We start from the raw sequence: 12,216 nt of genomic DNA on the forward strand, positions 1-12,216 counted from the left end.
TATGAGTTAAGAGTTATCGGTGCGTTAGCCAGTTCTTAACTCATAACTCTTAATTCTTAACTCTTAACTAATAGGCCTACCAGTCAATCCCCTCCAGCCCCTTGCTTTCCAGAAAAGCGTTGGTCTGGCTGAAGTGTTTGTTGCCGAACCAACCGCCGTAGGAGGCCGCCATGGGAGAGGGGTGTTTGGCTTTTAAGATCAGGTGTTTGTGGGGGTCGATGACGGCCCCTTTTTTTTGGGCGTAAGCGCCCCAGAGCAGAAAGACCAGGTTTTCTTTTTCGTCGGAGATCAGCTTGATAACTGCATCGGTGAAGGTTTCCCAGCCTTTGCCCTGGTGCGAGCCAGGCTGACCCGCCCGGACGGTGAGGGTGGCATTGAGGAGCAGCACGCCCTGCACGGCCCAGCGTTCCAGGTTGCCCGAGCGGGGAATGGGTTTGCCGAGGTCCTCCTGAATTTCTTTGAAGATGTTGACGAGTGAAGGCGGTTTAGTGATGCCGTCGTTGACCGAAAACGCCAGCCCGTTGGCCTGTCCCTCGCCATGGTAGGGGTCCTGGCCGAGAATAACTACCTTTGTATCGTCAAAACTGCATTGATTGAAGGCGTTGAAGATAAGCTTACCGGGCGGGTACACGCGCTGAGTAGTGTATTCCTGCCGGACAAATTCGGCTAATTGCTGGAAGTACGGTTTATCGAATTCGGGTTGCAGCCGCTGCTGCCAGGAATCGGCGATAACAACTTTCATGGCATGTAAAGGGAAAAAGACATGGCAATAAACAAGGCCATGTGGTTGTGCCGGTACGTTAAATTTTTTACAGACGAGGCTTGCGAAAGTAAACTAATCAACCTAATTTTCGTTCTAAGGTTGTCAACAACGGCAAAAATTTATGGTTACCGCAGTTACGGAGGGCATAAAAGTGAGTGTTAAAACCGAATACCAGGCTGAGTATTCGAGTCCGTTGCAGGCACATTATGTGTTTACGTACCGGATTACCATTCAAAATAACAGTGAGCATACTATTCAACTGCTCCGGCGGCATTGGCTGATTTACGATTCCAACGGTTCAGTGCGTGAAGTAGAAGGCGAAGGCGTGGTGGGGCAGCAGCCGGTACTGGAACCGGGTGAGGTTCACGAGTACGTCTCCGGCTGTAACCTGCGGTCGAGCATGGGTAAAATGGTGGGTACCTACCTTATTGAGCGGGTTATGGATGGCAGGCGGCTGCGCGTAGCCATTCCGGAGTTTATGATGGTGGTGCCGTACAAGCTGAATTAAGTATCCGGGTATTTTCCGTCGGTTTTCTTCCTTACCCTGTATATTCGCTGACAAGTAGCGGGCGTTTCACATCCTTCGTCCGTCTCGTATTCCATTGGTTCGCGCTATTCTCCGGTACATGGCTAAGGCTCGTGACGAGCACTCGCTGCATTCTCCCTTTGTTTTTGGCCTGTATACCCAGATTATTCGTGCCCCAAAGGCTGATTTATCCCAGTTTTCCGATATTCAGGCGCTGCGCCGGTTGTTGCGCCGGAGCCGGCAGGTGATTGAAATTACCGACTTTGGTGCCGGGTCACAGGTCAATGCCTCGCGTTGCCGGGCCGTTGGCAATATTGTGCGGCATTCGGAAAAGCCGGCCCGGTTTGGGCGACTACTGTACCGGCTGGTGCGTCGGTTTGAGGCTCAAACCCTGTTTGATCTGGGTACCTCATTCGGCCTGACTACCGCCTATCTGGCAAAAGCAGCGGGCGAAACCGGCGGCAGGGTGATTACGTTTGAGGGTTGCCCGCAAACAGCCGCCGTAGCCGTTGAGAATTTTGGACGGCTGGGAATCGGTAATGTTGAGGTGATTGTTGGTAATCTGGACGAGACGTTAGAGCAGCAGGTAGCGGCTGTAGCGCAACTTGATCTGGTGTTCTTTGACGCCAACCACCGCTACGAGCCTACCCTCCGGTATTTTACGGCCTGCCTGGCTAATAGCCATAATAATTCAGTCTTTATTTTTGATGATATTCACTGGTCGGCAGAGATGGAACAGGCCTGGGAGGAGATCAAAGCACATCCGGCTGTAACGGTCACCATCGACTTGTTTTACATCGGCCTGGTTTTCTTCCGGCGCGAGCAGCCAAAACAACATTTTACCCTGAAATTTTTGTAGATTTACCAACATCCCGCCCGGTGTAGGTACATACCGCAGGCCCCGCTTTTTCGTTATTAGCAATACGTTGACCCTATGATTCAGATGAATGCAACTTTACAAACATGGATACTGAGCGGAGCCGTCCTGGCCGTGGCTTTTGCTTCCTGCCAGAAACCGGCGGTCGATGGGGTAACGGATCCCAAAGACCGGTCGAGTTTTCAACTGCTTCAGCAACGTATTCTGACGCCGTCCTGCGCCACAGCCGGCTGCCATGCGTCGCAGCAGGACAATATGTTTACGCAGCATGGCCTGGTGCTGGCCGAGGGCGTAGCGTACAATAACCTGGTAAATGTAGCTGCCAAAAACACCAGTGCCAAAGAAGATGGGCTGCTGCGGGTAAAGCCGTTTAATTCGCTGCAAAGCCTGCTGTACCATAAATTGATTGTCGACAACAGCCACCATAGCGGCAAATCGTACGGCAGTCCGATGCCGCTGGGCCGCGATCTGCTGTCGGTGGGGCAGATTGAGTTTGTCCGGCGCTGGATTGAAGCCGGGGCACCCCGTGAGGGTAGTGTGGTCGACGAAAAGCTGCTGGATGATAAAACACCCAGTGTTTCGGCTGATTTTGAGCCACTGCCGGCACCGGCATCCGGGCAGGGTTTTCAGATGAACGTATCACTCTTCGATGTTGCCCCCAATTTTGAGCGGGAAATCTTTGTGCGGAAGGCAGTAGGCAACACGCAGGAGATCTACGTGAACCGCTTTCAGGTAAAGATGCGCAACAGCAGTCACCACTTTGTGGCGTATAACTTCCGGAATAATGTGCTGTTGCCGGCCATGAACGAAATCCGGGACCTGCGGAATCCGGATAATTCCGTTAACCTGGCCACGGTACTTTCTATGCAGAACCACGTGTATTTTGCAGGGAGCCAAACGCCCACGGCTGACTTCATCTTTCCGGAAGGAATGGCCCTGCGCGTGCCGGCCAACGCCACTATTGATCTGAACTCCCACTACGTCAACAAAACCAATGCCCCTATAAAAGGAGAGGTCTATTTCAACCTGTTCACCATCGATAAATCTAAAGTACAGCGGGTAGTGCAGACGCTGGACTGGGGAAACACCAGCCTGACTATTCCGGCGAAGACCCGGCTCACGCTGTCTAAACTCTTTTCCGTGGATAAACCGGTGAAGATCCTGGTACTTACCTCGCATACCCACAAACTGGGCGAGAAGTTTATTATCCGCATCAAGGGCGGCCCCCGCGACAACGAGGTGGTGTATGAATCGACCAACTGGGAACACCCGGAAACGGTTATTTTCAAAACCCCCATTTCGCTCAACAAAGGCGAAGGGCTTATGTCGGAGATTACCTACAACAATACCACCAGCCAGACCGTCCGCTTCGGCCTCACCAGCGAAGATGAAATGGGGATCATTTTTGGGTACTACTATGAGGAGTAACCCAGCGAACGGGCTTACCGACCGTAGGTGATGGTGGGCGTATCGGAGCCGTCCGTCCGTTCAGGAAGGACAATCAGCCGGTTGCGTTTGGCGATAATGGCCAGTACGGCTGCGTCCAGAATATCATCCGGTTTGGCGGCTGATTTCCGGATGGCATGCATGGCCTGACCGATGGTGCTGCGGTACTGCGGTTCTTTCGACGCGATAATGCCAAGCCGTTCCGAAATGCCCGGTTGCGTGTTTTTGGGGTGTCGGCAGGCCTGCCCGGACAAGCCATAAAAGCACAGCTCCGGATGCGATTCGGCCAGCGGGATGCCGGGGTTTGCGGCTATGTAGCGGTCAACTTCAATTATTTTCCCGCATATATGCCAGGTTTGTACAGAAATGGCTGTTCCGGTGCGCAGTCTGTTGATCCGGCAGGCTTCGGCATAGGAGGAGGCAAACACGGCATCCCGGTGGGGCGTAAAAAACACCGAGGAGTGTCGGAAGGGTCGTAACAGGTCCCGGGCTGCTATATCGCACAACCGGTATTGCTGATCGGCAAACCCAACAGGCATATCAATCAGAATCTGGCCGGCCTCGTTAAGCTGCGGCAAATCGGTAAGCTGGGCAAGCAGAGAAAACGATAGATTGTCGTTGTCGGAAATACAGGCGGCAATCCAGCCGTACCGGCAACCATCCAGACCAATAACCATTTGTTACGTACGTTTGCCGGAAAATCCAGCCGGGCTTTTTGCCTGATAACACAGATGCGCCGACTTTTATTACTCGTCTTCTTGAGCAATTTTTGGGGTATGACGCACGGACAACCGCAGCCTGTTTCGTCGGTTATGGAGGCTTACTCGTTCCGCCTGAAACCTGGGCAGGACCTGAAACAGGAGCTGGATAACCTGGTAAGCCGGCAGCGCATGGCGGCCGGGGCCATCCTCACCTGCGTCGGTAGCCTGACGGATGTGGTCCTTCGCCTGGCTAACCAGGAGGGAGGTACTTCGTACAAAGGCCATTTTGAAATTGTTTCGCTGGTGGGCACTCTTTCTGTCAATGGTAGCCATATTCACCTGTCTGTTTCCGATTCTACCGGCCACACCATCGGAGGCCACCTGCTCGAAGGCTGCAAAATCTACACCACCGCCGAACTGGTCATCGCGGTCCTGCCCGATGTGACCTACACCCGCGAACCCGACCCCACCTATGGCTATCAGGAACTGGTGGTGCGCAAAAAACAGCGGAAGTAGCATTACTTCAGGTAAGGCGGAGTATGCCGTCATCATCAGGCACCCACAATCAGCTACTGGCGCAGAAGGTTTGTACCAGACCATGTGGCGGCAGCAGGTAAGCAAATGCCGGGAAATAACAAGCCGGGTACCAGCGCAGTCGACTACTTGACAAGTAGCTGATAATTAGGTAGATTAAGGTTGCTTTTGGGGCCGATAGGTATCGGCTTTTCCCGGCCCCGGCTATCTGGCACACATGAAAACAGCCTTTACTCCCACGCTGCAACTCAATACCGACCTCTGGACCAGAATCGTTGCCTTTGATCTGGACCAGCCCCTGAGCGAATACGGCTTCTCGACCCGGCTGGCGCACGAGAATTGCTGGACCCAGGCGTTCACCGCGACCGCTATTCTGGAGTATAAAAAGTTTATGTACCTGGCCGCCACGACCGATTTCATGGTGTCGCCCTCAGAAATCGTGGATACGGTCTGGCACCAGCACCTGATCTTTACGCAGTCGTACACGGAGTTTTGCGGCCTGCTGGGCAGAACAATTCAGCATATACCGTCGACGCATAACCGCGACGATTACGAGCGGTTCCGGCAGGCAAAAGAGCGGACGGCCGAACTGTATGCCCGAACATTCGGCGAGCAGCCCAAAGCGATCTGGGACTATGCCGGTATGTTTGAAGGGCTGGCCCTGCCCAAAGCGTCGCGCAACATCAGAACGTTCGTGATTGCCGGTATTCTGGCCTTTCTGGTCCTGACGCTCCCGGCTTATTTTCTGTTGAGGCCGCTGTACGTCCGCATCGGCAATCCAACCTTTATCCTGAGCTATCTCGCCCTGATTGCCCTGACCTTTACCGGTCTGGAAATATACAACCGGAGGTACCTCAACCGGCTAGTGAAGGGTTTCAACAGCTTTGCCTTTGTGTATCACTTGCGGCCGCTGGAACTGGTTTACCTCAAAACGCAATCGGTGGCGAACGTCGTACATGGCATTATGCACCAGCTGCTGACGACTAATCAGCTTGTCATTAATCCGGATAATACCCTCGAAGAAAAAAGCATTGATCCGCCCCGTACCGTTGAGGAGTTCACCGTGCTGGAAACAATGCGGCAGTTGGGCGCTACACCTTACCCGGTCCTGCTAAATCAACTGGTGCAAAAACCGGTGTTTAGCAATGTGGCCAATAGCCTGGATGCGTTCAAAAAATACCTCATTAAATCGGAGCGGTTCGGCCGGCTTTTCTATCTGAACTTCGGGGTATTGTCGCTGCTGCTGATGCTGAGCGTCATTCGGATGGCGACCGGCCTGCTGCGGGATAAGCCGGTTACCCAGATCTTTCTGCTGTTGTTGGTGGTGGTCGTGATGATGACTGTGTTTTTGTCGCGGCTGACCAAATTGCTGTGTACGCATACGATACCGGCCCGCTACACGAGCGAACTATTGCCAAAACAGCAAAACGCCGATGCGTGGGAGTGGCGGTACTTCTCAGACGGAACGGCTGTTTTAACCCCTTCACTCATCCCCCTTGTCAGTAACCCCAACAAGAGTGGCGACACCTCAGACTCCAGCAGTTCGTCCGGTGATTCGGGCTGCGGCTCCGGCGGCAGTTGTGGCGGCTGCGGAGGTGATTAAGCCGCCAGGTACCGCTATTGCACGGCACCCTCCAGCAGGCGGATGGTTCCCCGGCCGGCATCCATCTCGGCGGCAATGCCCACCGGCACGGTAAACTTGTCTTTGATGTGCCCGATCATGGCACCAGTAAAGGCCGGCTTGCGGAGGGGCGCAATATGGTCGGCAAACACATCCTCCAGCGTCAGGGAGCCGTAGCTACCACTGCCGGCATCGCAGCGGGTGCATTTGCCGAACACAAACCCGCTGAGCTGATCCAGAATACCGGCCAGTTTCAGGTGGGTGAGCATCCGGTCCATGCGGTAAACGTCTTCGCCCACATCTTCTACAAACAGAATGCTGTTCTGCCAGTCGGGCAGGTACGGTGAGCCGATCAGGTGGCTCAGCACGGTGAGGTTGCCCCCCAGCAGCCGGCCCCGCGCGGTACCGGGCGTGAGCGTGCTGATGCGGTCCTGCACCTGCACCAGGTTATCGCCCTTGTCGGCAGGGTTTTGCAGGGTTACGGCTTCGGCGTTCATAAGCACGCGCCGGAACCAGTCTACAGTATAGGCATTCCAGGTGGCGGCCCCTTCCGGACCGTGGAAGGTGATCAGGCCGGTTTTGGCGTGGATGCCTAGCAGCAGGGCCGTAATGTCGCTGTAGCCGAGCAGCGGTTTGGGATTCCGGCGAATAAGGCCATAATCCAGTAGCGGCAGCAGGCGGGCGCAGCCCCAGCCCCCGTGCATGGCAATGACACCGTTGACGGTCGGGTCGGCAAAAAAGGCGTTGAGGTCGGCGGCCCGGTCGGCATCGCGGCCGGCGAGGTAGCCGTAGCGGTCGTAAAAATGTGGCCCCATCTTGGTTTTGAAACCCAGCGCCTGCAGCGATTCTACGGCAATGGTCACCTGTTCGCGGCTGTAAGCGGGGGCGGCCGGGCAGAACAGCCCGATGGTATCACCGGGGTTCAGCCGCCTGGGTTTGAGGGTAGCCGGCGGCACGGGGGCGGAAAAACCGGCGACCGGAAACAAACCGGCAAATTTGAGAAACGAACGGCGGGTCGACATGGAGCGGGGTTACATTTACCAACAGCGTATATTTACGGCTCTTAAAAGTAAGGATTGACGAGCTATGCAGCTACACGTACTTGACGTAAAATTTAACGTTAACGGCAACCAAGACATCCTGCATCCGGTTATTCTTCGTGGTTACGGAGACACCCTCCTGGTCGATTGCGGCTATGCCGGTTTTATGTCGCTGCTGGAAGAAGCGGCTGGTCAACAGGGCCTTTCGCTGGCTGATCTGACCGGCGTTATCATCTCGCACCACGATATCGACCATGTTGGCGGTCTGCCTGAGCTCAAAGAGAAATACCCGGCGATAAGGGTGTATGCCCCGGAAGCAGATGAGCCATATATCGCAGGCAGGATGAAGTCGGTCCGGTTACAGCAGGCAGAGGCTATGTTCCCTTCACTGCCGGAGGAGCACAAACCGGGGGCGTTATACTTTCAGGAACTGCTGAAGACGGTACAGCCGGTGGCCGTAGACGTTACCTTCACCGAAGACGAAGCCCCCGCTTACTGGCCCGGCGTACAGATTATCAATACGCCCGGTCATATGCCTGGGCATATTTCCCTGTACCTGAAAGAAAGCCGGACGCTCATTGCCTGTGACGCTGTGGTGGTCGAAAACGGGGAGTTTGAAATTGCCAACCCGCCGTTTACCCTGGATTTGGATCAGGCAGTTGCTTCCGTCAAAAAACTGCAGACGCTGAACGTAGCCAGGGTAGTCTGCTACCACGGTGGCGTAGTGGAGCAGCATATTCCGCAGAAGCTTGGTAAGCTAATCGCTCGGTATAGCTAAACCTGAAAGGCATTCTTGAAAATCGCGAAGCCCTTTGGCCGGACATATTGTTAAGGGGTGCTGACTCGGAGCGGTATCCGGTCTACGGATTGCAGTAGTCACAGTACAGCGGATTCTCAACCTGCTGCCCACGGGGAAAAGGCTTTTCTTCGCTGTAGTGGCACTTCAGACAGGTATATACGTCGGCCAGTGCCGACTGTGTGGGCAGGCCACACCAGCTACAGGGCAGGCCGGGTCTGATGTCGGTTTTGCCGAAGCCGGGCGTACTACAGTCCGGGCAGGCGGTTTGCGCCCGGCAGATGAGTTTACGCGTAGCCGCTTCGATTACCTTCATCCGGGTGGGGTTGTACATGGCCCGCATGTCGGTTTCTACGTAAGCCGAGCCATACTGGTCGCTTAACGCCCGAAAAGCAGGCAATAACTGATTGCAGGCCATAATGCCTTTTATCAGGTGGGTGGTTTCACCGGCGGCATTTCGCAGGATCAGGGCGTGCGACGGAAAGCGGGCTTTGGCGGCAAAGCTCAGCAGTTCATCTTCGGTATGAACGGTAGCCCCGGCAAAATTGGTTTGGGTGCTGACCTCCCGCACGGCAATCTCCAAATCATGTTTCTGATCGATCAGCAGCAGGATTTCGTCGTCGGCGGGGGTGAAGAACAGCGACGGATGCGGTCCAAATGAACCTTCGCTGGCAATGGCCAGGTCCCAGCCGGTGAGGGCTAGCGCCAGACGGCATTTTTGGCGGGCCGTAGCCAGCGGGTCCAGCGACCGCTCGATTTCGCCGGTGAAGGTGCCCAGCAAATCGGTGTCCAGCCCGGGCGGGGGCAGGCACTGAACACCCAGTGCCTGCCCTACCAGCGGAGCTATTACCGTTTCTTTCTGATGTTTGGTCGCCACCACCAGCAGACGACCGGCAAACCAGGACTGCATGCCCTGCTGGTTTAGAGATTAACCTATTACAGCTCAGGCAACTACCTCAGCCGGTACAGACAGCGAAACGTCGGCGTGGAGACCAATACCATCCGGTTTGTGTTTCTCAATGTACTGCCGCGCTTCGTACAACTCCCGCTGTAGATCTTTGATGCGTCGTTCGCGGGTTTTAATGTCTTCTTCGTTGTCGGACAGGGTAATTTTGTTTTCGTGAAACTGAATCTTCACATATACCATTTGGGTCAGGATATCGAGGGCCTCCTGGGGGCCGAAATGACCGTTTATCAGTTGAATCTGCATGATCGTATGGTTTACCGGATGTATTAATTTCAGAAGTGAAAAGGTAAGGGAATAGGAATCTCCCGAATCGTTTAAGGAGATCGTTATTGGCCCTGACCCATCGAGAAAGCCGGCTTGCCATCGAAGGCATACAGGTTCTCGGTCTTGATAGTGTCAATATCCTGCTCAATAGCCTTCGCCAGCACATCAACAATATGTTGCTTGGAAATGGCGTGGCCGTTGGCAGGCAGGAAGCGGCAGCGCCAGTGGTCGGTGCAGAAGGTTTCTTCGAAGCCCTCCGGCCATACCTTGATACCCCGGTTGGTGATCATGCTCAGTCGCAGATCATTGGTATTCACAGGGGCCATCAGTTGCGCGAGTTCGTCGGCGCTGCTGCCTTGCCAGTGAACAAACACATCGACACCCAACAGCTCTTTACTGGCCACCGATCTGCGCTTGTACTTCGGCAGTTTCAACGTTGTTTCTTTAGCGTACGATACCGCTTTCAGGGTGGTAGGCTGCCCACCAAGGTTGGCAATCACGGCCTGGGCAAATTCTTTGGTGCCCACCTTCTGTTTGCTGACCCCTTCCTTGTAGATGTCGTAGGTATGAATACCATCCTCAATGGTTTTGAGCCAGGCGTTCTGCACACGTTCGGCTACCTCGGTTTGCCCGATGTGGTTGAGCATCATGATAGCGCCCTGCAGTAGTCCTGAGGGGTTGGCCAGATTCTGCCCGGCCCGGCGCGGAGCCGATCCGTGAATGGCCTCGAACATAGCGCACTCCTCACCGATATTGGCCGAGCCTGCCAGACCTACCGAACCGGCAATCTGAGCCGCTACGTCAGACAGTACGTCGCCGTACAGGTTCGGCATCACAATCACGTCGAACGTTTCCGGCGTATCAGCCATTTTGGCTGCGCCGATGTCGATGATCCAGTGTTCGTTCTCAATCTCCGGGTATTCTTTGGCTATTTCGTCGAATACCTGGTGAAACAGGCCGTCGGTCTGCTTCATAATGTTATCTTTAGTGAAGCAAGTCACTTTTTTGCGGCCGTATTGCTTGGCGTACTCGAAGGCGTAGCGCACAATCTTTTCGCAGCCGGGACGGCTGATGAGCTTCAGGCACTGCACCACTTCGTCGGTCTGCTGGTGCTCGATACCGGCGTACAGATCTTCTTCGTTTTCGCGGATAATTACCACATCCATGATCGGATGCTTGGTTTTTACGAAGGGGTAGAGGCTGGTGCAGGGGCGCACGTTAGCATACAGGCCCAGCATTTTACGGGTAGTTACGTTTAGGCTCTTGTAGCCACCACCCTGCGGGGTTGTGATGGGGGCTTTCAGAAACACCTTGTTGCGCCGTAGACTATTCCAGGACTCTTTAGAAATACCCGAGGTATTGCCGGAGAGGTACACTTTTTCGCCAACTTCAATTTCGTCTATTTCGAGCTGAGCGCCGGCGGCCAGAATAATGTCCAGGGTGGCATCCATAATTTCGGGGCCGATACCATCTCCTTTTGCTACGGTAATACGTGTCATGTGGTAGAATAATTTATTTTGTTCGCTGCAAAGCTCCGCAACTTGTCATATAAATAAAAATTTATACTTTTGATGGTATATATAAACTATTCTTATGAATTATACCTTACACCAGCTACAGGTTTTCTTAAAGATTTCGCAAACCCGGAGCATTACCAAAGCCGCCGAAGAACTCCACCTGACCCAGCCGGCGGTGTCGATTCAGTTGCGGAACTTTCAGGATCAGTTTGATATACCGCTGACGGAGATTGTCAGCCGCCGGGTGTATCTGACCGATTTTGGCCGGGAAATAGCTGAAGCGGCCGAAAAGATCCTGAACGAGGTATACGCCATCAATTACCGGACGATGGCCCACAAAGGGCTGCTCAACGGCAAGCTGAAAATCTCGGTGGTATCGACCGGCAAGTACGTGATGCCTTACTTTTTGTCGGGCTTTATCCGGCAGCACGAAGGTATTGATCTGATGATGGACGTTACCAACAAGCTGAAAGTATTGGAGAGTCTGGAGAACAACGAAGTTGATTTTGCCCTGGTATCGATCCTGCCCGATCACTTGAAGATCAACCATGTCGGGCTGATGCCGAACAAACTCTACCTGGTTGGCTGCGGCTTCGATGCCGAACCCGGTAAGGTATACGAGCCGGCGCTGCTGAAAGAATTGCCCCTGATTTACCGGGAAGAGGGCTCCGGCACACGATATATGATGGAGCAGTTTATCGACAAGAACCAGATTACCGTACGCAAGAAAATGGAGCTTACCTCCAACGAGGCCGTCAAACAGTCTCTGCTGGCCCGGTTGGGCTACTCCATCATGCCCCTGATCGGATTACGCAACGAGATGGTCAACAACGATTTGCAGATCATTCCCATGACTGGTCTGCCCATGATTACGACCTGGAACCTGATCTGGCTCAAAAACAAGCAGTTTTCGCCCGTGGCGCAGGCGTATCTGACGTATCTCAATAAAGAAAAAGACAACATCATTCAGGAGCGCTTCGGCTGGTACGAGCGGTATTAAACAAGAGGTATGGTTTCGATAGCGGACGTTTTGGTATCTGAACAGGACCGGCAAAGTTTATTTTGGCTTGTCAAAACTAAAGTATACTATTGGGTATGCATTCCGGGGGCGCAAAACGGAACTCGGATCCTGCTTGACGCAGGCTCTGAACAGGCACAGGGCAT

At 54.0% G+C, this 12,216-nt stretch carries 13 protein-coding genes; 7 read left to right on the forward strand and 6 right to left on the reverse strand.

Annotated features, from left to right (window positions below; translation table 11 throughout):
- Positions 1 to 76 precede the first annotated feature (76 nt).
- Positions 77 to 742, reverse strand: a complete 666-nt coding sequence (gene ung / locus ABD931_RS02585) for a uracil-DNA glycosylase (protein ID WP_345263638.1) — start codon at positions 740 to 742, stop codon at positions 77 to 79.
- Positions 743 to 884: 142 nt separating this feature from the next.
- On the opposite strand from ung, the gene apaG reads away from it, so the two are divergent.
- The 3 genes from apaG to ABD931_RS02600 all read left to right on the forward strand — a co-directional run bounded on the left by apaG (position 885) and on the right by ABD931_RS02600 (position 3,594).
- The gene (apaG, locus tag ABD931_RS02590; RefSeq protein ID WP_345263640.1) at positions 885 to 1,271 is read left to right on the forward strand and encodes a Co2+/Mg2+ efflux facilitator ApaG/CorD; all 387 of its coding nucleotides are present in this window, start codon (positions 885 to 887) and stop codon (positions 1,269 to 1,271) included.
- A gap of 94 nt (positions 1,272 to 1,365) precedes the next feature.
- Positions 1,366 to 2,148 (forward strand): O-methyltransferase, encoded by a 783-nt coding sequence (locus ABD931_RS02595; RefSeq protein WP_345263641.1) that lies wholly within the window; start codon positions 1,366 to 1,368, stop codon positions 2,146 to 2,148.
- A gap of 75 nt (positions 2,149 to 2,223) precedes the next feature.
- Positions 2,224 to 3,594, forward strand: a complete 1,371-nt coding sequence (locus ABD931_RS02600; protein ID WP_370469300.1) for a monooxygenase — start codon at positions 2,224 to 2,226, stop codon at positions 3,592 to 3,594.
- Positions 3,595 to 3,608: 14 nt separating this feature from the next.
- On the opposite strand, the gene ABD931_RS02605 is transcribed toward ABD931_RS02600, so the two are convergent.
- Complete coding sequence (locus tag ABD931_RS02605) at positions 3,609 to 4,289, reverse strand: DUF429 domain-containing protein (protein WP_345263643.1); 681 nt, start codon at positions 4,287 to 4,289, stop codon at positions 3,609 to 3,611.
- A 99-nt stretch (positions 4,290 to 4,388) separates the two neighbouring features.
- Here ABD931_RS02605 and ABD931_RS02610 point away from each other — a divergent pair, with 99 nt between their 5' ends.
- Together ABD931_RS02610 and ABD931_RS02615 are read left to right on the forward strand one after the other, a co-directional pair.
- Positions 4,389 to 4,829 carry a PPC domain-containing DNA-binding protein gene (locus ABD931_RS02610; RefSeq protein WP_345263645.1) on the forward strand — a complete coding sequence of 147 codons (441 nt, stop codon included), beginning with the start codon at positions 4,389 to 4,391 and terminating at the stop codon, positions 4,827 to 4,829.
- A 235-nt stretch (positions 4,830 to 5,064) separates the two neighbouring features.
- A complete protein-coding gene (locus tag ABD931_RS02615; RefSeq protein ID WP_345263647.1) occupies positions 5,065 to 6,450 on the forward strand; it encodes a glycine-rich domain-containing protein in 1,386 nt (461 codons plus the stop codon).
- Positions 6,451 to 6,464: 14 nt separating this feature from the next.
- Here ABD931_RS02615 and ABD931_RS02620 read toward each other — a convergent pair whose 3' ends face one another.
- Positions 6,465 to 7,490 carry a S66 peptidase family protein gene (locus ABD931_RS02620; RefSeq protein ID WP_345263649.1) on the reverse strand — a complete coding sequence of 342 codons (1,026 nt, stop codon included), beginning with the start codon at positions 7,488 to 7,490 and terminating at the stop codon, positions 6,465 to 6,467.
- A 64-nt stretch (positions 7,491 to 7,554) separates the two neighbouring features.
- On the opposite strand from ABD931_RS02620, the gene ABD931_RS02625 reads away from it, so the two are divergent.
- Positions 7,555 to 8,286: an MBL fold metallo-hydrolase gene (locus ABD931_RS02625; RefSeq protein ID WP_345263651.1), complete on the forward strand. Its 732-nt coding sequence runs from the start codon at positions 7,555 to 7,557 to the stop codon at positions 8,284 to 8,286.
- Between the two features lie 82 nt (positions 8,287 to 8,368).
- Here the strand turns inward: ABD931_RS02625 and ABD931_RS02630 are convergent, their stop codons facing one another.
- From ABD931_RS02630 to ABD931_RS02640, 3 genes are all read right to left on the reverse strand, one after another.
- Positions 8,369 to 9,214 carry a DUF6671 family protein gene (locus tag ABD931_RS02630; RefSeq protein ID WP_345263653.1) on the reverse strand — a complete coding sequence of 282 codons (846 nt, stop codon included), beginning with the start codon at positions 9,212 to 9,214 and terminating at the stop codon, positions 8,369 to 8,371.
- A gap of 33 nt (positions 9,215 to 9,247) precedes the next feature.
- A complete protein-coding gene (locus ABD931_RS02635; RefSeq protein WP_345263655.1) occupies positions 9,248 to 9,514 on the reverse strand; it encodes a hypothetical protein in 267 nt (88 codons plus the stop codon).
- A gap of 83 nt (positions 9,515 to 9,597) precedes the next feature.
- Positions 9,598 to 11,034: an NADP-dependent isocitrate dehydrogenase gene (locus ABD931_RS02640; protein ID WP_345263657.1), complete on the reverse strand. Its 1,437-nt coding sequence runs from the start codon at positions 11,032 to 11,034 to the stop codon at positions 9,598 to 9,600.
- 94 nt (positions 11,035 to 11,128) lie between these two features.
- Here ABD931_RS02640 and ABD931_RS02645 point away from each other — a divergent pair, with 94 nt between their 5' ends.
- Positions 11,129 to 12,052, forward strand: a complete 924-nt coding sequence (locus ABD931_RS02645) for a LysR family transcriptional regulator (protein ID WP_345263659.1) — start codon at positions 11,129 to 11,131, stop codon at positions 12,050 to 12,052.
- Positions 12,053 to 12,216 lie beyond the last annotated feature (164 nt).

This window comes from Nibrella viscosa, assembly GCF_039541875.1.
GTDB classification, from domain to species: domain Bacteria; phylum Bacteroidota; class Bacteroidia; order Cytophagales; family Spirosomataceae; genus Nibrella; species Nibrella viscosa.

Coding starts and splice junctions, on each gene's coding strand:
- ung (WP_345263638.1), bottom strand. CDS start 742: ATGAAAGTTGTTATCGCCGATTCCTGGCAGCAGCGGCTGCAACCCGAA.
- apaG (WP_345263640.1), top strand. CDS start 885: ATGGTTACCGCAGTTACGGAGGGCATAAAAGTGAGTGTTAAAACCGAA.
- ABD931_RS02600 (WP_370469300.1), top strand. CDS start 2,224: ATGATTCAGATGAATGCAACTTTACAAACATGGATACTGAGCGGAGCC.
- ABD931_RS02605 (WP_345263643.1), bottom strand. CDS start 4,289: ATGGTTATTGGTCTGGATGGTTGCCGGTACGGCTGGATTGCCGCCTGT.
- ABD931_RS02610 (WP_345263645.1), top strand. CDS start 4,389: ATGACGCACGGACAACCGCAGCCTGTTTCGTCGGTTATGGAGGCTTAC.
- ABD931_RS02615 (WP_345263647.1), top strand. CDS start 5,065: ATGAAAACAGCCTTTACTCCCACGCTGCAACTCAATACCGACCTCTGG.
- ABD931_RS02620 (WP_345263649.1), bottom strand. CDS start 7,490: ATGTCGACCCGCCGTTCGTTTCTCAAATTTGCCGGTTTGTTTCCGGTC.
- ABD931_RS02625 (WP_345263651.1), top strand. CDS start 7,555: ATGCAGCTACACGTACTTGACGTAAAATTTAACGTTAACGGCAACCAA.
- ABD931_RS02630 (WP_345263653.1), bottom strand. CDS start 9,214: ATGCAGTCCTGGTTTGCCGGTCGTCTGCTGGTGGTGGCGACCAAACAT.
- ABD931_RS02635 (WP_345263655.1), bottom strand. CDS start 9,514: ATGCAGATTCAACTGATAAACGGTCATTTCGGCCCCCAGGAGGCCCTC.
- ABD931_RS02640 (WP_345263657.1), bottom strand. CDS start 11,034: ATGACACGTATTACCGTAGCAAAAGGAGATGGTATCGGCCCCGAAATT.
- ABD931_RS02645 (WP_345263659.1), top strand. CDS start 11,129: ATGAATTATACCTTACACCAGCTACAGGTTTTCTTAAAGATTTCGCAA.